This is a genomic window from Alteromonas sp. V450, assembly GCF_001885075.1.
GTDB lineage: Bacteria > Pseudomonadota > Gammaproteobacteria > Enterobacterales > Alteromonadaceae > Alteromonas.
Genome location: NZ_MODU01000004.1, coordinates 1,397,508 through 1,419,956 on the forward strand (window position 1 = coordinate 1,397,508; position 22,449 = coordinate 1,419,956).

Consider the following 22,449-nt stretch of genomic DNA (forward strand, 5'->3'; position numbering starts at 1 on the left):
ACAGACCGCTGCAAAAATGTACAACAAAGGTCAACAGGCCCTAGGGTTTCACGCTTACTTTCCCTTCTTATTATTCTGCTTTGTGAACTCATACCTTGCCCGTATCGTTTAACTGTTCAGTACATTGTTTAAATAACGCCACAAGGAGTAACGATGAAACACTACGCGGTGAACACCGAAGTGGAATGGGAATGGGGTAACGGCAGTGCCACGGGCAATATCAGAGAAAAATTTACTAGCGACGTGGAACGCACAATTAAAGGCTCATCAGTAAAACGAGAGGCAAGCGACAGCGACCCTGCCTATCTCATTGAACAGGACGACGGTAGCAAAGTGCTTAAATCTCACAGCGAAATTACGAAGTCGTCTTAATCTGTTTATTAATAAACCTAAACCAAAAATGCAGCGTTCTTTTTTCACCGATAGCGATGTCGTCAATATAGCGAAGTCGCTCATTGGTAACTACCTGTTTAGTAATGTCGACGGCGTACTAACCGGGGGAATGATAACAGAAACGGAAGCCTACCGTGGTCATCATGATCTTGCCATGGAGAAACACCTGTTGCGGCGCCCTTCTTCGATAACAACACTTAAAAAGCAAGGCGGCGTTGCTTACATCTACACCATTTATGGTTCTCACAGTATGTTGAATATTGTTACAAATGACGCTGACCACACTGATTCAGTTTTGATCCGAAAAATTAAGCCAACAGAAGGTGTCGACAAAATGCGTGAACGTCGCGGCGTGAACACATCATTGCGTAATCTATGTGACGGTCCGGCTAAGCTGACACAAGCTCTTGCGATAACACCTGCGCTTAATGGTGAGCCTGTAGTGAATAACACGTTGATTTGGGTTGAGGAAAGTGGCCATACCATTGCCAGTGAATACATTACTAGTTCGCCTCGCATTGGCATAGACTACGCAAAAGACGATCAAACTGGTAAGCAAGGTCCACGGGATGACACAACCTTGCCTTGGCGGTTCACGCTTAAGTAGCGCACCTAAATTGAAACTAATTCGCAAAAGCGAAGGTCAGCTTGCAGTCGATGTATTTGAGCAATTTATTTACCACCTTTGGTACAGCAATATCACCGTTAGCAGTTTTTGATTCAACATAAATATCGCAGTCATCATATTGAATTTGCTGGCGAATAACGTAGTCGTTGAGTTCGTCAAACAGGCTTTCTTTTAACGGCACCATACCAATGAACGCATCTGGGCCTTTTTTATCTACACATTCTTCACGCTTAATAAAATAAGCGCCTTCTATTTCTCGTTTTAGCGTGTACGCTTGCATGGCATCTAACGCTGTTAAGCGAAAGTGCACACTTATTTGGGGTTCTGTCACTGGTATTCTCGGTTTTTCTTGAAGTTTATCCAAATGGCTACTGCTTTATTTCCACTTTCCAAGGCGGGTTCACTCTATTCTCTCCTGCCCAGTACAGCTTTATTTTGTTGCCAGATGGATCGCTCAAAATGGCCTCTTTCCAAAGGTAGCGCTGCTGCATTGGCGGCTGCTCAAAACGAATACCTTTTTCCACAAGAGAGGTATACAGCTCATCTAGCGCCTCGTGTTCAAAATAAATCACACTGTGATTTCGAGTACTTTCGTCCTCTAATGACAGCGAAAACGTAGACGAGCCTTGAGGACACGTGAATCTGGCATAATGTGGTGTATCTACAATTTGAGTGAATCCCAGGGTAAGATAAAACTCCACCGCTTCGACCATGTTGGTAACGGGTAACGTAACTTGGTTCAATTCCATGAAGGCCTGCTCCTTGTATTTATATTGTTTGCGCTAGATTTAATCGTCGCGTCCTAGATAAGCGTGAATAGCGGTGATTTTGCCGTTTTCATTAAATGTTAAAACATCAACAACAAACAGTGTTTCAGACTTATCCACTACAATTTTAAGCTCACCACACACCATGTTCTCGTTTGCCATAGTAGACAGCACATCTATTTCTATCGAATCAGCGTTCTCAAAGTTCTTACGTGTTTCATCAACGGCTAACCGTTTACCTTTCACAGAGATTTTCCAGTCCCTTAATGAAATGTTATCGGCAAACATATCGGAGACACGCTCGAGGTCCTTTTGTTCATAGGCGCTTAAGTATTGAATAAAGACGTCGCCCCATTCCATTTTACGTGCTCCTTTTATCAGTTTGTTAAATTCACCAGCCTAGCGGTTTGTTCCTAAAAGGCCAATGTCGAGTTAATATAGTCGCTACACTATCAAAAATAACGTGGCTGCTGTGGCCGCGCCCATTGTCAGGTTAAACTGCCGTCTTCGAATTGGCGAACTCAACCACACGCGTATTTTTGCGCCTACCGCCGCCCACAGCGAGATGCTTGGGAAACCAATTACGGCAAAAGCGATAACAATCGCGACACCTGATTGGGTGTAGTGCTCGCCAGGCAGTGAAAACGTGCCTACACTGGCTAACGCCATCATCCATGCTTTAGGGTTAATTAACTGAAATAATGCCCCTTCCCACCACTTGAGCGGCCCTTGGCGTTTGGTCGAGTTAATTTTATTTTCTACCGGGTCTACTGGCTCATCTACGGGGCCAGTGGCAATTTTAAATGCTAACCATAACAGGTATCCCACGCCAAGTACTTTTAGCACACTGTACAGTACGGGAAATGTGTTGAACAGCGCACCCATGCCCAGCAGTGTGCTTATCATTAAACCTGCAACACCAATTACAATACCCAGCATGTGCGGCAGCGAACGTTTATAACCGTATTGTGCCCCAGAAGCCAATAGCATCATATTATTTGGGCCAGGCGTTACCGTACTGATGAATGCGAATGTCGCAAGTGCGATGAGTAGAGATGTTTCCATGACAGTCCTTATATGTTGAGGTGACCAATGCGTTTCTTTAAAAAAAGGCTCGGTTAACCAAACGCTTGTTTTTCACCAACACAATACAATCATATTTCTGTATGCATCATACCCAAACACGCTTAAAAACAGCCATACAGTTTAGTCATGGTAACGTCTGTATGGTAGTTATTTCACCAATCTGTATGGTTAAAAGCTCCTGTTAATTAAGATATAGTTATCTGTATGCAGATGACTTCATAAGAATAAATATTGCGATGACGCTTTACGAAACATTAGCCAATGAACTTAAAGCCCAAATCGAGCGTGGTGTTTTTGAGGTGGGAAACAAGTTACCTTCGGTTAGGCAGCTGTCAACGGAGCATAAAGTAAGTATAGCTACCGTGCAGGAAGCATATCGAGTGTTAGAGGCGCAGCAACTAATAGAGGCAAAACCTAAATCAGGTTATTTTGTTGCCCGTAGTATATTAATAGATAACACCCCTAGCATGACGAAGCCTCCGCAACGCCCTATGGATGTGTCTCAATGGGAAGATGTGCTAGACACCTTGCTAAATACCTTCAATAAAGATCATGACGCTAAAACCCTGTGTCAGTTTCAGCATGCCATGCCCAACATGACTGCCAAAACCCTTAAACCGCTTATAAAACGCCTGCATGAACTCACCAAACATCGAGCCTTGGACGGCATGATATACGGTGACGTAAAAGGTGATGAAACGCTGCGAAAACAGCTAAGCCGATTGGCCGCAGCATCTGGCTGTGTGTTACAAAGCGATGAATTCATTGTCACTTCTGGCTGCCAGGAAGCCTTATCTGTGTGCCTTCGCGCGGTGGCGAGCGCCGGCGATGTGATAGCGGTAGAATCCCCAGGGTTCTACGGTGCTATGCAAGCTATCAAGGGCGCTGAATTAAAAGCGTTAGAGATCCCCACCGACTCTGAAACAGGACTGAGTTTAGAGGCATTAAAGCTAGCGCTTGACCAATGGCCGATCAAGGCCATTTTAGTTGCCCCAACGGTAAATAACCCTCAAGGATTCGTTATGCCTGAGGCGAAAAAGAAAGCGTTATATGAATTGGCCAGAGAATACGACGTAGCCATTATTGAAGATGATATTTACGGCGATATTGCCTATGCCTACCCTCGTCCCAAAACCATTAAATCGTTCGATAAAGATGGACGCGTTTTGCTGTGTTCCTCGTTTTCGAAAACACTAGCGCCAGGCTTTCGTGTGGGTTGGATAGCGCCGGGAAGCTATAGAAATAAAGTGCTCCACGTTAAATACGTGAGTAGCTCTATGTGCCCGACTCTACCTCAATTAGCTATAGCCAGTTTCATTGAGCAAGGCGGTTATGACAAACATATTCGGGCAATGCGTCACCATTACCTTAGTGCACGAGACGCTCTACGTGCAGACATTAAGCGTTACTTCCCCGCCGACACCTGTATTAGCTACCCTCAAGGCGGCTATGTGCTTTGGGTAGAACTACACAGCCGGTATGACTCCGTGAAGCTGGCTGACGAAGCCAAGCAATTAGGCATTTATGTCGCGCCGGGGCAGCTATTTTCGGCAACGGGGAAGTATCGACATTGCCTGCGTTTTAATTTCATAGATAGCACGCAGGCTGCGCGCACCGAAGCTATTAAGTGCCTTGGCGAGATGCTTGTTGCGCAAGACGCCTAATTGTTTATACAAAAGGCGTAAACCCGAGTGCAGTTGATCCACATCAACGCAGGCTAGCCGTAAGTCCACCACAATGAAACCATCAAAACTAACCTGTGAAACTTTGTATGCTTACGTTGGTAAATAGTACAGATGCGAATGATGACATTGTGCCTGAAGCACACGGACTATACCGTCTGCATTTAAAGCCTAACACGCAAATGGCGATAGAGAACAAGCCCGTTTTCGGTGCGAATATTACGCTACATAGCAGCGTATTGAAGCACGATAATTTTGTGGCAACGCCCGATAATATATTAGGTTGGCTAGATCACTGCGGTTTGTCACACTTTGCAGTGAAAGCCGAGACCGACAATTCAGAAAGTGAAGACACGTCTGTACTTTTGCCTTCACAGTTTTTAAATGCTGAAGGCGGAATTTTGCGTGTCACTGCCCCCACCCGCATTTATCTGATCAGCAAAACCCCTATTGATATTAATAAACGTGGCCTGTGCCTTTTTACGCCAGTGAAATAACCACACAGAAATGTACTCTGACCCCAAAATTTTTGGGGTTAGAGTACATTTTCTTTTATTCGACTTCTGTGGTGGCGTTTGATGTGCTCTCTAGTTGCAAGCTTATTGCCTCAGAAAGCCCGGAATAACGCTTATCCACCCGCTGAACCATATGACTAAATGTTGCGTTGTCAGAGATGATTAAGCAGCCGTCTTTGGCACGGGTTAACCCTGTGTACACTAGGCCTCGATGAAATAAATTGGCGGCTTTCTCGCTATCAGGCTTAGGTAAAATAAGTACGACATGGTTAAACTCAGAGCCTTGAGATTTATGTATGGTCATGGCATACACAGTTTCAAACTGCGGTACTCTTGATAGCGATATGCTGCGCAACGCTTGTTTTTGCGCTAGCGTCTTGTCAGCAATGTCTCCAACGTTTCCCGAAGCTTTTTGACCTGAATCTTGATAAAACCACGCATATAGTTTTCCCTTGCTGTCAGGCCAGATTACACCAACCTCACCGTTTGATAGTCGTTGAGGATGATGATTTTTTACAATCATAATGGGCTGACCTTGATAGAAATGCCCTTCCCGCTTTCTGATCTTGTGCTTGATAGCATCGAACACCAAATTATTCAGGCCTTCTACGCCCATTCCGCCTTGGCGGACCGGGGTTAGCCACCTAACAACATTCAGGCGATTAAGCGCCTCTTCGGCACTACCGGCATCAAAAATAGGCAGGAAGCTTTCTTTGGCCAACTGGTGTAAATCACGGCCGCTAACCTGGTGCTCTGGCCATATGTGAACGCCAGATTGCAGCCGTGATGAAGTATTTGAAACAAGAGTTGAATCGATATTTGAATTAGGGCCAGCAGTTTTATCATTGTCGGTTGCTTTGTCGCTAATAGCGGTAAGTGCGCCGCTTGCATCACCTCGCTGTATGGCCGTTGCAACTTTAGCCACCTGTCCCTTAAAGCGCTGTGGTGCTTGCAGTGTTGCTACATAGCTTTTTGCCTGCTCATCAACAGGTAACAGAGGCAAATGCGGGCACAGCGTAGCAATGTGCTGACGCATTAACGATGGCACGCCACCTAAAGAAAACGCGTTGTCATTGCTGTTTAAGCTATTTGTGCCATTTGGCACATTCTCGTTGTCGTCAAAACTTGCTGTCTCGGTACTAACTAGCTGCTCTAACACGTTGCCTAGCTCAACTGCTGGAAGCTGGTCGGCATCACCGATAAAATAGAGCCGTGCATGGTCTGGCAATGCTCGTACTATACGTGTCATTAGCGCTAAGTCGACCATACTTGCTTCATCGACAATGAGTACATCTGCTGCCAATTGGTTGTGCTGATTGAACTTAGTCGATACACCGTGCTCGCGCAATCCTAGTAATCTATGTAGCGTCACAGCATCGGTAGGCACGTTGTTAAGCACTGCGTCGTCCAACTTGCCGCGAAGTCCGTCTATGCTGTTCATGATAGACTCCGTCATACGCTGTTGCGCTTTACCTGTAGGCGCTGCCAGCACAATTTTTAAGTTTTCATCACAAGCCTGTAGCGCCAGTAATAAACGCAATACGGTATAGGTTTTACCTGTACCTGGCCCACCGTTTATAACGCAAAAGCGCTGCATCAGGCTTTTCGCCACCGCAATTTGCTGCCAATCTTGCTGATCGGTTGTTTCAGTAGGAAAGATTGCGGGCCAAAGTTGCTTTACTTTTTCGCTAGCTTCATCACTTAACGGCGTAAGCGCTGCTCGTTTTACAACATTGCGGGCCACTTCTTGCTCAAATTCATAGTAGCGACGGCTGTACAGCTTGCCGTTGCTATAGACAAACAGTTGAGCCACCTGCTCGTTACTCAGCGCGCTTTTTACAATTCTAAGTAACGGCGTTAGTTGTGGCACGTCAACACCTGCTTTGGGCGTTTTTTCCTGCTCGGTTTGTTCAACCAGCGCCAGTGAAGCAGCGGCCGCCCCGTTGCTGCTATGCTCATTTGTTTCGGCCGTCAAGGCCGCCTCTTTTTCCGCTATTGGTTCTTTAAAAAGCGTCGTACCCGCTATGTCTTTAAGATAGATACAGCTGTGACCATTGCGCTGCATATACGACAAATACGCTAAGACCCCAGCCCAGATAAGCCTTTCTTCTTGATCTAGCTCGTCAACAAAGCCGAATTCTTTTGCGACAAATTTGTCGATCGCCTCGATGCCAAACAAATTATCAAAAAATGACGATACAGAATGTTGATTGTTATTCATTATTTTCCTTTGCTTTAGCCTCTATGATGTTGACTACTCGTCATCGAAACTAAACTGCTGCTGACCAGAAGACTGTTGCTCCAAAGGCTGGTGAAAACTGCCTGAATGCTTTGAACTATCGCTTTGCTGAGCATCGTCTTTGCTCGCAAATATCCCGTCTAGCCGGTTGAGTACAGACGATGGAATATCAGTGTAAAACACCCCTTCTCCGCGCTCGTTTTCTGGGTGCATGCCGCGTAAATACAGGTAATACACCCCACCGAAATGCATATCTGGGTCGTAGTTGGGCAGCGTATTTTTTAAATAGCGATGTAGCGCCAGGCAGTAAATTAAGTACTGAAGGTCGTAAAGGTGATGCTGGTTATTGTGAAACAGCGCTGTTGGCGTGTAGCTATCTAGGGTATCGCCAAGCCAAGTCGATTTGTAGTCTGCTACATAAAACTGACCGTCATGTTCAAAAATCAAGTCAATAAACCCGTGCATCATTCCCTGTAATTTAGCTGTGATTAGTTGAGGCGCTGTTTCCACCTCGCCACCAATAATGTCAGCCACGTTTTTTCGATGAGTCGCGAGTACTTCACGAAGCTGAGCCCATTGCGTGTCGTTCATTGGAAAATAGAATTCTGCTTCGCGCAGGGTTTGCGCTAAGGGTAAATCACTCATACTTAGCTGCATATTGGGATAAAGAGGCGTCTGCAGCACTTCCTCTAGCCACTCATACAGTAGCGGCGTACGCTTTTCATCTAACCCAAACCGGTTAACCAGTTCTTTGCCCGTTTCTTCCCATTCAGGCGCACTAAAGTCACTGTGCTCTAGGATATCGTGAAGTAAATTACCTGCACTCGCGCCTTTCTCAAGAGTAAAACGCAAGTCATGTTTACTTACCGTACTTTCAATACCTGCCGAGGAATTGATGTCTGCATCAATTGAACCCACCTCATCTATAAGGGTGTCGCTTACATACACTTCTTCATCTCGAATGGTTTGAAGCACGGGCACACTAGGAAGGGTTTGACCCAAGGGCTCTGTTGTTGCGCCGGACTCTGCTGCTGTGCCTGTTTCAACGCTTTGGTTAGCACCAACCGTGGTTAAACGGCTCATTGCAGAGAATGAATACAGTCGCCATTCTTCGCTTGCCGTGCCGGTAAATTGCAACGCGGTAAGCTGAGGAAGCTCATCTTCTTGTTCAAAGCCAGTATACAATTCCTCAAACTCATCGCCGTCGATATGGCTGGCATGGGACGCATCTTCTTCAGCAACGCGGGTTAACACACTCGACCAATCGTTGTTGCTGCCGTCACCACCTACACCAAGGGCTCGTGCTAGTGCACTTCTTTCATTGTTAGTTAACGGTACAACGCCCATGTAACAGCGATGGGCAGCTCGTGTTACTGCTACATAGGCCAGTCGCATGTCTTCCGCTTCGCTCTCGCTTTGAACGCGAGCTATGGCCTGTGGCGTCTGCCCAAGCTGCATTTGTAAATCTTGTTTTTCTTCGTCGTAATAGGTAAATATTTGCGACGTAGTGTTGCCGTTTTTAGCGGCGTCTCTGTAGCCGGTGGCAAATGGAACAAACACGATGGGGTACTCTAGCCCTTTCGAGCCGTGTTGAGTAATAAGCCGAATAAGTTGGCTGTCACTTTCAAGGCGTAATGTAAGCTCTTCATCGCTTTCAGGCTTATGAATTTGCTTATTCAACCAGTCGAGTAGCTGCTCTGGGCGCTGGTGAGTCGTGCTGGCTTTTTCCAGCACTTCAGCAAGGTGTTGATAGTTAGTAAGGGCGCGTTCCACGCTGTCAGCATGAGGTTGATAGCTATCTTGCATTAAATACAGCAGCACACTCATGCACCCTTTTTGAAGCCACATATCTCGCAGCGACAATACCTTGTCGATAGCAGCATCCCACTGCGCGTCATCTTCATGGTACAGCAGTTCAATAAGAGTTTGTGCGCTATATCCCCAAAGCGGAGACGCCAAGCTCGACGCCACTTTACTGGTGTCGTTAGCGTGCCAAATACCGTTAAGTAGCCGCAGTACGTCTTTGGCTTCTGCACTGGCAAATAAGTTACTGCGATCGCTTAAATAAACGCACGCCAAACCTTTTTGCTGCAGTACGCTTTTGATAGCGCCAGCTTCGGTCCTGTCTTTCACCAAGATAGCGATATCCTGAGGCTTAACAGGCGCGGTGCCACCATTAGCGGTTTGAAAGTGCGCTTCGTTCAATAAGCGGTAAATCTCTTGCGCAATCCACTGAGCCATTTTGCGACGCATAATGTGGGCGTTTTCTTTGTCTTCCAAACACATGCTAACGTAGTTCATTGCGCTGCGTTTCGTTACAGCACTTTTCATTACACCGCTCTTCATTAGACTATTTTGTTCGGCAGGGTCGATAAGTGGCGTTTTTGCCGCGGCCGCTTTAGGCGTAAATTCAACAGGGTTGTATTTGATATCAAAACCAAACACATCGGCAGGTTTATTTGATGCCACAGGCGCACCGTAGAATAACCGATTATAGGCTTTAACCATTCCCTCTACCGAGCGCCAGTTGGTATTCATCACCCAGCGGTAATCAGCCTGTCTACCCGCCTTTAAATAGGTAAAGATATCGCCGCCTCGAAAGCGATAAATCGCCTGCTTGGGATCACCTATCATTAACAACGCACTTTCGTTAGCATCCGCAAGATTAGGATAAACTGCGTCTAAAATCGCGTACTGCTTTGCATCGGTATCTTGGAATTCGTCGATAAGCGCTACGGGAAATTTTTTGCGAAGTTCAGGCACAAGAGTATTGTTTGGCTTCACCACTTCGTCGGCGAGCATACGAATAAGATCGTCGAAGTCGATAACGCCAAGCTGTTTTTTCTGCTTTTCAACGCGGGATTTGATGAACGCAATGGCTTCAACCACCAGCTTGAATACAAGCACCTTACTAAGCGCTTTGTCTTTTTCACCAAATGCTTTTTTAAGCGCCCCTGCAAAATCTTTTATAGGCGTTAAAATCTCTTTTACACCAGATGAATTTCGCGCATATCGGTTACCTTTAACAAAGGCTTCCGCTTCGGGCGGCGGAAGATAATAACTTTGTTCATCTACACAAGAACGCAACCAAGCTTTAAGTGCAGCCAACTCCTGCGGCCGTTCTTTTTTATGGGCCGGTGTTTTGATGAGCTGTTCTACCAATAGCCCTTCATTGTCTTCTACGCTTTGAAGTAGAGACTTCACGTAGGCTAAAGACGTGTGCGGCACTTCATCTAACTGCTTTTTACACGCCGCCTCAATATCCTCCTCACTAAGCAATATTGGGGTCAGCGTACTTTTAATGCTGGCGTTAAACTCTCGCAGCAGTCTGTCAGGTGTATGCCAACCTGACTCTGCCAGTAGTCTAAACTCGTCCTCGCTTTTGCTAATTTTTCGAATGAAGTCTTCGGCAGCTTCAAGATATAAATCGCTGGTGTCATTGCCCAAGTTAAGTGACATGGCAAAGCCACTGTTAAACGCTAGCTGGGTAATAACATGCTGACAAAAGCCGTGAATAGTAAACACCGAGGCTTCATCAAGTTCGAGCTGCGCCGCTTTTAAAAGGGCCAGACTCTCGTCAATATCACAGCTATTGAATAAATACTGATAAACCGGGTCACAGCCACTGTCTATTTCATTGCCGTTATCTTTGGCTTGCTGCCAAATAAGTAGAGCTTCTCTTAGTGTTGCCGCAATACGCCCCTTTATTTCTTCGGTCGCGGCTTTGGTGAAGGTCATCACCAATATTTCTTTGACGGTGAGTTTTTTTTCAAGCAATAGACGCAGGTACAAGCGCGTAATATTAAAGGTTTTACCTGTGCCAGCGCTGGCCTCAATAAGGTGGCGCCCTTTTAACGGCATAGTGACGACATCGAGTAACTGCGCTTCAGTGCCGCTGTGGTCGTCGGTTTGCGGCTGAGATTGTTCGTCTATAGGGTTATCAGAGGATGTAGGGTTGTAACTCATAGCTTCTCCTCCTGAGACGCATTGTTGACCATGGCGAGCAGCACAAAAGCACTTAAATACGGCACATCGTTCCAACTCACGCCCTGAGGAAACAACCAATGTAAGTAAGGGTTGCTTGCCATATCGGCGCTGAACTGCCCGCTACTTTGCTGCCAGTCGGTTAATGCTCGCTGTAACTCTATCGTGTTAAAAAGTGCTGCGGCTTGATCCACCGCCTGTTTCGCTTTTTCATGTTTTTCATTTGTCGTTTCGCTAGCTAAAGCGTTGCCTTTATCAGTGAACGGGCACATCTCGTCAATTGCATGTTGAACTTGGCGAAGTATCGCTTTGTCGGTTTCACTAGTCCCGTCCGCACTCTCTAGCAGCTCACGCATGATGTCGTTAAACATCTCAGGTCTTACGCTTTCCACTACAGGCTTGGTGTCTGAATTTCTGGTTCCGGGCATAAACGTACCGAACAAACTTAAATGAATAGGTGTCGGCGCTGTATAAACTGCCATATAAAGCTGTTCAATAAATAAAAGTAATCGCACAGCAGTTTCCCTGTCATAAGCGGGGAAGCGCTGCTTTTTCAAAATGGTTTCACCTTTTTCCCAAGTGCACGAATAGATATCTAGCGGATAGTTGCTGTAGCTGGTTGCCTCATCGCTACTTGAAAAAACTAATTGGGAGATGAAGAAACCCAAGGCGCGGTGTGCGTCAATTTTGCCAGCACATAGCTCGACTAGCGCGTCACTGCCTAATAAAGCCGATGAAGTAAAGGTGATGTATTTGCCTTGAAAGTGCGCGTTTTTAGGCTCCGCGTCATGAGGGCCCATGGCCTGATTTAATGCCAACGCCCCTTCTTTCCACATGTCAACTTCATCTCTGGCAACAGGGTTATTGGGAATATCCCCTCTAAGCGACGCAAACGTGACCACTTTTTCACTATAGGAAAGCTGGGTAACATCATCTTTCTCTGGCGCAATGCGCTCCGCAGATGAAAAGATAGCGTCGAGCACCTGGTAACGCAGCAGTGCATTGGTTTCAAACGGCTCGCTATTTTCAAGTAGCGTAAACGATTGAGACAGATTTACGCCCAGCCGTTGGACAGAGAAATACTCCAGCGGATCTTTAAAAGCTCTCGCAATTTGAATACCTGATAGACGAAGCGATTGCGTTGATAGTGCGTCAGATGATGACGCTAACGTTGCCGTATCCGCATCATTGGTAGAGTCATTATCTGCTTCATCGGTATTTAATTTCGTTTTTTGTAACGCGTCAGCTAACCGTAGCCAGCCTGTCTCGTAGCTCGGCAAGGTTCCCGTAAAGCCTTCTTCACTGAACGGGTGTAGCGGCGCGTTAACGCTGTACTTTGATAAATCCAGTGCGTAGCTGTTTGTTAACATATCCATGAACTCAGCCAATACTAGACTGGGTTGTCGCTCACTATTATTGGTAACGTCGTTCCCTTGGTAACTTAAATATAAGCTGTCTCTGGTGGAAATAATGGCTTCTAGGAATAAATACCTGTCTTCCAAACGTCGTGAGCGGTCACCAATTTGGCGGCCAGCACCTGCCATTAAATCGAGACCCAGCGGGCTTGATTTTCTGGGGAATTCACTGTCGTTCAGCCCCAAAATGCACACTTTTTTAAACGGAATGCTTCGCATGGGCAGCATAGAACACACCGTAACCTGACCGGTCATAAAGTGGTTACCGGCATCTGGCGACGAGAATCGATTGAGTAGCAGGTCGCGAACCTGACGAAGGGTGAGTTCGTGTTCATAACCTGCCTCTTCGCATCGTGCAGCAAGATCGGCAGCAACTTTGGCAATAAGATCCCAGCTTTGCTGCTGCTCTTTTATCGGCATAAAACACGCATCTCTAAGCGATATCAAGGCTTTAGACCACTGCGCTGCCGTCCTTGGGGCTGTTAATACTTGGGCAAACTCACCCAACAGCGCCACAACGTCGATAAGCTTGCCTAGCGTAAGCGCACTTTGTCCTTCAACGTCGGGAATAGTGAGTAAGTCACTCACAATGACTTCACTATCTGGCGCAAGCATACCCATAAGTAATCGGCGTATTCCCCACCACCAGCTGTAAGTGTCGTCTAGATCAACGCCTTCTGAAACAGCCGTTTTATGGGCGCTATTAAGCCCCCAATGAATATGGGCTTGTTTTAGCCAAACCACCATTTGCTCTATATCATCTTGGGATACTGAGAAACGCTTTTGCACTGAATCTAGCTGCAGATAATCCATAATATCCGACACGCCAAAACGGCTATCGGGCAACTGTAACAACGCCATAAACGCCGCAATTAACGGCTCTGCATCCATTGGGCTTCTATCGGCAATGGTACAAGGAAGCCTGACCTGTCCCCTGCCAGCCAAAGCCTTAGTGCCTACCCTGTGAAATACGGCATCAACAAACGGGGCGTAGTTTTCGATGGCGGGACACATCACAAGAATATCTGATGGGGTGCGGGTTTTATCTTGAGATAACCAGTGCAACAAGTGGTCGTGTAATACCTGCACTTCGCGAAGTGCAGAATGGGTGCACATGATAGTAACGCTATCGTCTTTTTCTCTCAAAGCGCGAGTAAGTGGTTTAGGTTGAGCGGCTTGCAAGATATCGTTGTGAATATACTCGAGTAGACCACGATCATTGTCGCTGTCAGCGTTTTCGTTTGTTTCTTCAAAATCAGGTGAATCAAACGCACTAATCTCAAAGGTATCCAGTTCAGTGAGTAAGTTGAATAGCTCTCTACCCTGTTTACCTAAGTTTCCAAGCAGCGGGTTCGACTGATCTTCTTCCATCCATTTTTTGAGCCCTTCTAAACGTAATAATTTCGCCTGTTCGCTACTGCTTTTCGCTTCACCCCAATAATTAACGCTAGGATTTAAATGAAATATATGAATATCAATGTGCTGCGCGAGGGCGTCAAAAAACGCGATAAGCTGTGGGGCCATAGTGTTAATGGCAAACACTATGACACGAGTAGGCAACTTAGTTGATGGATCAGTTGGTAAATGACCAGCTTCTAACGCCCCTAAGGTCATTTGATGCAAACGTGCAGGGTGCAAAGGCTGCTCTTTGACCAATATGCGCCAAATTTCGCTTTGCCATATCTCCATGTCATCGAATACAGCGCGTTCGTTCGCTTCCCATTTAAACAACCAGTCTGGGCGGTACAGTAAGTATTGCTCGTACACGTCGGCCAGAGCGGTAGCAAGCTGAAGGCGCTGTAACCCTTGCTCTTGTTCACTTCCCGCATTCTGCCAATATCGGTTAACTTGCTCGAAGGCTTCTGCACTCATCAGCGAGCCATCTTGGAGAATATTGTCGATACGCCATGTCAGTACTTCACGACGATATGGAGATTGCTTGGGTACTTTGTCTTGTCCTAGTACAGTGCGTGCTGTATTCCACATAAAGCGCACTGGTAAAGGGTAATCAATATTCATTGCCACGCCGTGTTCTGTGGCAAGCTGCATGCTAACCCAGTGCTGCATTCCCGGGCTTTCAACCAAGATGGTTTCTGGCGTAAATACGCCCATGGGCTGCTGACGTAAAAGCGTGGTGAGAAGAAAACTTAAGTGTTCTAATTTATTAGAGGGATATAGCGCAAGCAATCGAAAAATCCTTTGTAGAGCGTGCTTTGAAATACTGTGTAAAGACTGTACAGGTATCGTCGACCTTATAATTTAGTGTATCGCATTGAGCTCAGTAGTTAAGTTATTTCTCCAAAATTTAGATAAGCAAATGTCTTAAATTAATAAAACAAATACCGGGGGCATGGCGAAAACAATATCCGGAGAGTTCTTAGCGACGTGATAGGGGTTATGGCGCAGTAAATGAGTGCAAAGAAGCATGTGAGAGCGTTTTTCAGACAAAAAAAACCCACACAGACCTCAGGACACGAAAAATCTGTATGGGTAAGGTTTACGGTCTATTCAGTAACAACGTGAATAAGCGTTGCCTGGCGCTCATTCACGTTAGCGCTACTGAGTAGCACTGTTAACAAATTGAGTTTTGCAGATTAAATGCCAACTTTTTATTCCATAAAATTCAATAACTTGAAAAATACCCAATACTTTAGTTGTAGCGATGCAGTTTTACAGTGGTGCAAGTGCACCACAAGCATGCACTTAACCGCCGAATTAATACTGAGATAATTCTGATGACAATTAGCGGTTTCTCCTGCAACGTCATTCAAGTACAATTTCCTTTTTAGAAAACTCAAATAAATTCACGGCAGGAGCACCAATGTTAACCGCGCAACAACTCGCCACTATGCTTTCTCTTCAAGACAAAATGAACGCCAAAGTAAACCCAGACTGGCTAAATGCTGGTTACGGATACTTACGTGCAGCAATGGTTGAGTCTGTTGAAGCCATTGAACATCACGGCTGGAAATGGTGGAAAGCGCAGCAGAAAGACTTGCCTCAACTTCAGATGGAATTAGTAGATATTTGGCACTTCGCGCTAAGTGCCTGCATCATCGAGTACAAAGGTAATATTGATGAGTCTGCGAAAAGTATTGCTTCTGAACTGGCAAGTGGCAACACCCTGGTGACTTTTGATAGCAAGGATTATGACGCGTCAAATCAGTCGCTTCTTGATAACTTAGAATTAATGACAGGCCTTTGCGCCGCCAAACGCTTTAGCGTTCCACTATTCATGTTTATCGTAAGTCAGTGTGAAATGTCAGCTGACGAACTATACCGACAGTACGTAGGTAAAAATGTTCTCAATTTCTTCCGCCAAGATAACGGCTATAAAGAAGGCACTTACGTAAAAGTGTGGGAAGGTCGTGAAGACAACGAGCACCTGGTAGAAGTAATGGATTCCCTAGATTTAACTAAGCCTGAGTTTAGCGACTTGGTCTATGAAGGCTTACGCTCTCGTTACCCGGCCTAATCGGCATTACGCCTTGCTTGCACAACAGTGTTTGCGCGTACACAAATAGTGCATGCATGCTGCGGTAACGAAACACCCCCGCTCTACTCTCAACGCGACTGTTTCATTCCTTTAAAAACAAAAAGCTCTGTCTGTGACAGAGCTTTTACGTTTTTTCATGACAAAATTAATCTAGCGTCAATTTTAAGCGTCAACCCAAACTAATTTGTCGCTATAGCTACCTTGAATGATATCTACAAAGCGGTCTTCTAAAACATGACGTTTTACTTTGAGCGTCGGAGTCAGCAAGTCGTTTTCAATGCTCCATTCGTTTTTCATAATGACAACGCGATCCATAACTTGATGGCTTTCCAGTTTTGCGTTGATAGCTTCGAATGTTTTCTTAAGGCTTGCTTCAATGCCTGCTTTGTCTTTTTTCTGCGCTTCTTCACTGAGCACGAGTAAAGCCACTGGCTGAGGCAAATTAGTTCCCGTTACGCAGACTTGCTCAACTATAGGGTTTTCCATGAATTTTGCTTCAATCGGCGCAGGCGTAACGTACTTACCTTTCGCAGTCTTAAAGATATCTTTCAAACGCCCCGTTATTTTAACGTAGCCATCTGCATCAATTACGCCTTTGTCACCTGTGCGCAGGTAGCCGTCTTCAGTAAAGACCTCTGCGGTTTTTTCTGGCTCTAGGTAGTATTCCAGCATATTGCACGGCGATTTCACCTGAATTTCGCCTTCCTCTGAAGTACGAATGTCTACACCGTCGTAAGGCTTACCAATACAACCAATTTTATCATGACGGAAAGGTACACTGCCGGTGCCATAAGCACTGTTCTCGGTCATTCCCCATCCTTCAGAAATGTAGATGCCGATTTTTGCGAACCATTCAATAACTGCTGGCGCAAGGGGCGCTGAACCGCTTGCCCACAAACGCGCGTTATTAATGCCTAGGCCGTTGCGTATTTTCTTCGCAACTATTTTGTTTAAAATAGGGATCTTGAGCAAGGTATCGAGTTTCTTCTGGGGCATTTTCGCTAGCACCCCCATTTGGAACTTGGTCCATAGACGCGGAACAGAGATAAACAAAGTAGGCTGGCAATGACCCACATCTCTTTGAAAAGTTGCAAGGTCCTCTACAAAATGTACTTTACAGCCACTGTAGTAGCTCGATAATTCTACCAAAACTCGCTCAGTGATATGTGCCAAAGGCAAATAGCTCATTGTCCGATCGTTCTCGTTTATGCCAAGCTGATCAAGCGAACGACGAGCAGCCCAGCAGGCCGTATTAAAGCTGTGCACCACTCCCTTTGGTTGCCCCGTACTGCCAGAGGTATAAATGATAGTCATCATACTATCCATATCTGGAACCGGTGAATCAGGAATAGGCGCAATATCAATAAACGAATCCCACTGTTGCTTAGTAGCGATATTTGGGTAGGGAAAGGCAACCGTCATATATTCCGTGGGTATAGACGCCACTTGCTCTGCCGTGTTGTCTAACTTTCCTACGAACAATAATTTTACGTCTGCATGTTTAAGTACATACTGTACTGTATCCGGTCCCGCTGTTGAGAAAATGGGAACCGAAACATGCCCTGCCATCATGATACCAAGGTCGCTGATGAACCACTCTGCACAGTTTTTTGAAAAGATACCTATTCGACTGCCAGCGGGTAAATCCATCTCAAGCAGACGGGCCGCTACTTTGCGTGCCATGACCGCAACTTGCGCCCATGTGTAATCGTGAAATTCACCATTTATAGGTTGAGTAAGAAATACGTCGTCCCCACGGCTTTTTTCCCAGTGGTATAACATACTCAATGGCGATGTTATTACTTCCGTAGTATTTGCGTTTGCTGTCATGTCTAGCGGCATAGTTCACTCATATGTTGTTATAATGTAGATCATTTTTACAATGATTTCACAGACTTCTAATAAGCCTTATTTTTTGATGAATGACAAGCTTTTTAAACACGTGTTTACATTCAATGCGATGAATAACGTGCTATACAGCCCCAAATTTAATTTTCTTATAGTTAGGGCTTTTGTTCTATTATGATCCGCAGACCTAGTGAATATGCTACCAATTTTTAAACAGTAAGGGTTTAATATCATTTGCATCAGACGGTTTTGCGTAAAAATACCCCTGATGAAAAAAGCATCCTTTTTCTTTTAACGCTTCAACTTGGTCAGCCGTCTCTACACCTTCTGCAATACACGTCATTTTTAGACTATCCGCCAAACTTATCGTGGTTGCGACCAGCGCTTCATTAGCATTCCCGGGCATCATTTCATTAACGAAACTTTTGTCAATTTTCAGCACAGCTAATGGATATCGGCGCAAATAACTCAATGACGAATAACCAGTACCAAAGTCATCCAGTGCCAATACGAATCCTTCCTCTACAAAGCGTTTAATTTGGCGAAGTGCATTATCACTGTCGTCCATCAAAACACCTTCCGTAATCTCAAATCGAAACGCCGTTTTAGGTAAAGCGAATTCTTCCAACAGCGATAGCACACCGTTTAAGTCAAACTCGGTTTTAAAATGCAATGCTGACAAGTTGATTGAAATGTACCCCTCAAAACCATCTGAGTACCATTCACTCAAGTCTATGGCGGCATTGCGCATAGCAATGCGTGTAACCTCAATAATGTACTTAAGCTCTTCTAAAATCGGGATAAACTGATCTGGATAAAGGGGCTCTTCGTCTAGCTTTCCTCTGAGCAACAACTCCACGCCCACCGTTTTTCCAGTACGAGCATCAATAATTGGCTGATAGTGGTTGAAGAAACAATTGCTCGAAAATGCACGCTTAACTTTGTTCTCAAGCTTCAGTCGGGATTTTGCGCGCTCATTCATGTCGGCGGTGAAATAGGTAAAGCCACTTAACGCATCTTTTTTAGCTGTGTACATCGCTACATCAGCCTGTTTAATAAGCTCTGCAGGTTCTGAGGCATCTTCGGGATAAAACGCGACACCGATAGAGCACGAAACACGAAGTACTTCCTCTGACAAAGAAATGGGCGTTTCTACAGCTTCAATAATCTGCGCTACAAACGAACTGAGATCGTCATCGCTCGTAACTTCCTCGATGACTATAACAAATTCATCACCGCCCAAACGCGCCACGGTACCGGCTTCAGCTACCAGATTACGCATTCTATTCGCAACGATGCGCAACAGTTTATCGCCGTAGTCATGTCCTAGACTGTCGTTGATTCCCTTGAACCTATCTAGGTCAACAAACATAACCGCCACGCGATGTTCGTTATGCCTTGCTAAGCCTATTGCATGCTCTAGTCGATCTAAAAGCAGAGTTCGGTTTACCAAGCCTGTTAAGCTGTCATAAGTCGCAATCTTAAGCAGCTTACGTTCGGCGCTTTTCTGCTCAGATATGTCGGATATGACAATTAAGTAATGCTCTGGAAGCGCAGATTCGCCGCTGACGGCAGTTATGTCGATTAAGACATCGTAACGTTTGCCATCCGCACCATCAATCACTGCTTCATCTTTCCAAAAGTCACCGCCTTGCATAGTAGGTAACTTGCTAGATAAATGCCTGTTTAAGCTTGGATACTTTAAATAGAGTCGCTCGAGTTGTTTTGGTAATGGCTCTTTACTGTTAAAGCCGAAAACCTGCTCAAATGTAGGGTTTGCAGCTACAAGTTGTTTATCTTTATCAAAAATTAAAACCCAATCTCTGGTTTGCCTGAAGGCATCGCTGAACAAAATGACTTGCTGCTGTGCTTGTTGCAAGCGGTCCATTTGTTTTCGCCGTGACATGAGATAAGCAATGAATAAGGCACTGATGAAGCAGGCATACAACGTATACGCTAAAGGAGAGCGCCAAGGTGCATAAGGCATAGACAGAGAAATTTCGGCCGGTATTGTTGTGAAATTAAAACTGCCTGGTGTTGGAGTAACAGAAAATACGTAATCACCCGGCTCTAAATTGGCGAGCGTTATCTTAGCGTCTTCTGTTAATCCTTCGGTGACAACTTTGGTGCCCCTCAGCAATTTAAAATAGTACTTCACTCTTCCCATACCTGACATAGTTAAAGACGAAAACTCAATCGTCAAACCATAGTCTTCGTGCTCTAGGTCAAAGTGCAATCCGTTGAGGTTACCTAAGGGTTGATTTAGCACCCTATTGTCCGTCGATATCGCAGTGATCGCAGTCTGTTTGCTAAGCAGCACAGAAACGGCCTCGTTCGCCTCTAACTGTGCGGCTGAAAACACAACAGCCCCACTCGTCGAACCGTAGACAAGACGGCCGTCTGCAAGCTTTAACGCTGCGCCTTGATTAAACTCAGAAACACTGAGCTCTCTACCATAAACAAAATTCTTAATAGTGCCTAACGAGGGTGAATATTTATGCAACCCTTTGTGAGAGCTAAACCAGATGTTGCCATTTTCATCTTTCTGAAGCCCATAGACGATATTTGAAAGTAAAATGTTGGTATCGTTTAAGTTATAGAGTGGTTCAAACGTATCAGCATCCACACCAATCAATCCAAAACCGTTGTGAGCGAGCCAAAGCACGCCAAGATCATCTATCACCCATGAAGAAATCGAGCGCTCGCGCGCGCGCTGCAATTCTGAAAATCGGTACACTAATTGATGCTTCATAGAGGAAGGATCTATTAACCAAAGCCCGCCCTCAGTTGCCAAGAATATCCGATTGTTATGGTAACTAGATGTACCTAGAAAGCTCACTGCAAAGTGCACGTCAAATACACGACGGTCTAGATTGAGTGTATTGATGTGCTTCGTACTCATGTCGTAAACATAAAAATCAGTCTCTCCGACAAAATAAAGCTTTTCGTCTGCGCTAACAGACAAACCGAAATTATATTGTTCGAAGGGATTGACCGGCACATCATTACTCACCGTTGGTAATGATACTTCTTCTTTCTTGGGGTTAAATACGCGAATTCCCTCATACGTACTTAATAATAGATTGCCGTCTGGCATGGCATAAATGTAATCGATGGCGCCCTCACCTGGGTAAGCAGCGCCATCCTCAATATAAAGAAAAGTGTTTGAAGACTTAGTGTTAAGATCGTAATGATTTAGGCCATTGCTTGTTCCAATCCAAAGCTTACCTTCCGGAGACTCTTCAAAAGACCACACTACATGAGTAGTTAGGGCTTTTTTGTCAGTAAATCTTTCATTTTGGATTAGAAAAATATCCGCGCTCTTAACGCCAAAATAGAGTGCACCAGCATATTCTGAACTCAGCCACAAGTTACCCGCCTCGTCTTTTTCAATATCTGCAATTTTTTTGTCTGCTAACTCTGTAAATCCATTGTGTGGAGCCAAAATGTACTCACTTTCCCATCCGTCTTTTTTTTCAGTGAGAAGGTATAACCCTTTATTCGTGCCCAACCAAAAAGCGTTATCATCTCGTTGGACAACTTTCCAAACATTCTGGTCAGTAATAAGCGGTTTAAATTGGTTTGAGGCTTTATCATCAAACGCAGAGAAAAAACCCTTTTTGTCAGTGACAAATGCACCTTTCACCGTTGAAATCCACACCCGGTCGTTGTTATCTAAAAGTAAGGATTTTGCGTTCGTGTTATCGGAATTCGCAGGTACGTTACCCAGGTAATTTATTTTTCTGTGTTCACTCAACGGCTCTAAGAGCGATTTAGCATAAACACCATTAGTAGTAGCGATGACTAATACATTGTCTATCGTCATTACTGCCCGAATTGATGTTCCATTTTTTAAATCTTCATCAGAAAGGGTCAGTACAGTTTGTAGGTCTTTTGTTGTGATGTCGTAAAGTTGAACTTCTTCAGAGAGCGCTATTAAAAGTTGGGTGTCGCGGTACCAATGAAAATCTATTCCATGTTGAATATAGTCATCAAAATTTCGATAGGTTGTGGACGGTAATTGCATTACCTCTTGAGTTGATAGATTTAATTGATATACGCCTCTTCCGTACACACTAAACCATAAGGCTTCATTGCCCTGAAGCGTTATTTTATTAACAAAAGCACCGGTAAAAGCACCGTCTGGACCGGATATAGGTTTCGCTCTTACGCCATCCCATCTGACCATACCCTCTTCTGTCGCAATCCATACAAACCCATCTGCACCGAGCTCAATATCCGTTACAATATCCTGAGGTAGGCCGTTTTTCGTAGATAAAGATTGGAAGACAGGGTTTGATATACGCGGCGACCCAAAAGCCAAGGAACCTTGGTAAAGAAACAAGAACAACAAGCTGTAGAAGAAATAACGACACATATCGCAAAGGCCACTGCA

Annotated in this window: 14 protein-coding genes; 5 read left to right on the top strand and 9 right to left on the bottom strand. The window is 45.1% G+C overall.

Annotated features, from left to right (window positions below; genetic code table 11):
• Positions 1-153: 153 nt before the first annotated feature.
• Positions 154-372, top strand: a complete 219-nt coding sequence (locus tag BK026_RS06150; RefSeq protein ID WP_071815042.1) for a DUF2945 domain-containing protein — start codon at positions 154-156, stop codon at positions 370-372.
• Positions 373-400: 28 nt separating this feature from the next.
• Entirely contained in the window at positions 401-1,000 is a 600-nt protein-coding gene (locus BK026_RS06155) for a DNA-3-methyladenine glycosylase (protein ID WP_071815043.1), read from the top strand.
• 16 nt (positions 1,001-1,016) lie between these two features.
• On the opposite strand, the gene BK026_RS19415 is transcribed toward BK026_RS06155, so the two are convergent.
• The 4 genes from BK026_RS19415 to BK026_RS06175 form a co-directional block, all read right to left on the bottom strand.
• On the bottom strand, positions 1,017-1,352 hold the full coding sequence (locus tag BK026_RS19415) for a hypothetical protein (RefSeq protein ID WP_083575152.1): 336 nt from the start codon (positions 1,350-1,352) through the stop codon (positions 1,017-1,019).
• 37 nt (positions 1,353-1,389) lie between these two features.
• Positions 1,390-1,770, bottom strand: a complete 381-nt coding sequence (locus tag BK026_RS06165) for a VOC family protein (RefSeq protein WP_071815044.1) — start codon at positions 1,768-1,770, stop codon at positions 1,390-1,392.
• A 39-nt stretch (positions 1,771-1,809) separates the two neighbouring features.
• Positions 1,810-2,148 (bottom strand): nuclear transport factor 2 family protein, encoded by a 339-nt coding sequence (locus BK026_RS06170; RefSeq protein ID WP_071815045.1) that lies wholly within the window; start codon positions 2,146-2,148, stop codon positions 1,810-1,812.
• 84 nt (positions 2,149-2,232) lie between these two features.
• Positions 2,233-2,853, bottom strand: coding sequence for a LysE family translocator (locus tag BK026_RS06175; RefSeq protein ID WP_071815046.1), 621 nt, complete (start codon positions 2,851-2,853; stop codon positions 2,233-2,235).
• A gap of 257 nt (positions 2,854-3,110) precedes the next feature.
• Here BK026_RS06175 and BK026_RS06180 point away from each other — a divergent pair, with 257 nt between their 5' ends.
• Together BK026_RS06180 and BK026_RS06185 are read left to right on the top strand one after the other, a co-directional pair.
• Positions 3,111-4,538 carry a PLP-dependent aminotransferase family protein gene (locus BK026_RS06180; protein WP_071815047.1) on the top strand — a complete coding sequence of 476 codons (1,428 nt, stop codon included), beginning with the start codon at positions 3,111-3,113 and terminating at the stop codon, positions 4,536-4,538.
• Between the two features lie 107 nt (positions 4,539-4,645).
• Entirely contained in the window at positions 4,646-5,053 is a 408-nt protein-coding gene (locus tag BK026_RS06185; RefSeq protein ID WP_071815048.1) for a hypothetical protein, read from the top strand.
• Positions 5,054-5,108: 55 nt separating this feature from the next.
• On the opposite strand, the gene recD is transcribed toward BK026_RS06185, so the two are convergent.
• Genes recD through recC form a run of 3 tightly spaced genes read right to left on the bottom strand, consistent with a single transcriptional unit; the run spans position 5,109 to position 14,896 of the window.
• Positions 5,109-7,292 (bottom strand): exodeoxyribonuclease V subunit alpha, encoded by a 2,184-nt coding sequence (gene recD / locus BK026_RS06190; protein WP_071815049.1) that lies wholly within the window; start codon positions 7,290-7,292, stop codon positions 5,109-5,111.
• 33 nt (positions 7,293-7,325) lie between these two features.
• Complete coding sequence (gene recB, locus BK026_RS06195) at positions 7,326-11,276, bottom strand: exodeoxyribonuclease V subunit beta (protein ID WP_071815050.1); 3,951 nt, start codon at positions 11,274-11,276, stop codon at positions 7,326-7,328.
• Positions 11,273-14,896 (bottom strand): exodeoxyribonuclease V subunit gamma, encoded by a 3,624-nt coding sequence (recC, locus tag BK026_RS06200; RefSeq protein WP_071815051.1) that lies wholly within the window; start codon positions 14,894-14,896, stop codon positions 11,273-11,275. Before recC ends, recB begins: the two co-directional genes overlap by 4 nt.
• Before the next feature lie 634 nt (positions 14,897-15,530).
• Between recC and BK026_RS06205 the strand changes: the two genes are divergently transcribed.
• On the top strand, positions 15,531-16,184 hold the full coding sequence (locus BK026_RS06205) for a dUTP diphosphatase (protein WP_071815052.1): 654 nt from the start codon (positions 15,531-15,533) through the stop codon (positions 16,182-16,184).
• Between the two features lie 183 nt (positions 16,185-16,367).
• Here BK026_RS06205 and BK026_RS06210 read toward each other — a convergent pair whose 3' ends face one another.
• A complete protein-coding gene (locus BK026_RS06210; protein WP_071815053.1) occupies positions 16,368-18,047 on the bottom strand; it encodes an AMP-binding protein in 1,680 nt (559 codons plus the stop codon).
• Positions 18,048-18,252: 205 nt separating this feature from the next.
• Positions 18,253-22,431, bottom strand: a complete 4,179-nt coding sequence (locus BK026_RS06215) for an EAL domain-containing protein (RefSeq protein ID WP_071815054.1) — start codon at positions 22,429-22,431, stop codon at positions 18,253-18,255.
• Positions 22,432-22,449: the final 18 nt, after the last annotated feature.

What these genes read in the sequence shown, in the direction of transcription:
- BK026_RS06150 (WP_071815042.1), top strand. Translation starts at nt 154, where the DNA reads ATGAAACACTACGCGGTGAACACCGAAGTGGAATGGGAATGGGGTAAC.
- BK026_RS06155 (WP_071815043.1), top strand. Translation starts at nt 401, where the DNA reads ATGCAGCGTTCTTTTTTCACCGATAGCGATGTCGTCAATATAGCGAAG.
- BK026_RS06165 (WP_071815044.1), bottom strand. Translation starts at nt 1,770, where the DNA reads ATGGAATTGAACCAAGTTACGTTACCCGTTACCAACATGGTCGAAGCG.
- BK026_RS06170 (WP_071815045.1), bottom strand. Translation starts at nt 2,148, where the DNA reads ATGGAATGGGGCGACGTCTTTATTCAATACTTAAGCGCCTATGAACAA.
- BK026_RS06175 (WP_071815046.1), bottom strand. Translation starts at nt 2,853, where the DNA reads ATGGAAACATCTCTACTCATCGCACTTGCGACATTCGCATTCATCAGT.
- BK026_RS06180 (WP_071815047.1), top strand. Translation starts at nt 3,111, where the DNA reads ATGACGCTTTACGAAACATTAGCCAATGAACTTAAAGCCCAAATCGAG.
- BK026_RS06185 (WP_071815048.1), top strand. Translation starts at nt 4,646, where the DNA reads ATGCTTACGTTGGTAAATAGTACAGATGCGAATGATGACATTGTGCCT.
- recD (WP_071815049.1), bottom strand. Translation starts at nt 7,292, where the DNA reads ATGAATAACAATCAACATTCTGTATCGTCATTTTTTGATAATTTGTTT.
- recB (WP_071815050.1), bottom strand. Translation starts at nt 11,276, where the DNA reads ATGAGTTACAACCCTACATCCTCTGATAACCCTATAGACGAACAATCT.
- BK026_RS06205 (WP_071815052.1), top strand. Translation starts at nt 15,531, where the DNA reads ATGTTAACCGCGCAACAACTCGCCACTATGCTTTCTCTTCAAGACAAA.
- BK026_RS06210 (WP_071815053.1), bottom strand. Translation starts at nt 18,047, where the DNA reads ATGCCGCTAGACATGACAGCAAACGCAAATACTACGGAAGTAATAACA.
- BK026_RS06215 (WP_071815054.1), bottom strand. Translation starts at nt 22,431, where the DNA reads ATGTGTCGTTATTTCTTCTACAGCTTGTTGTTCTTGTTTCTTTACCAA.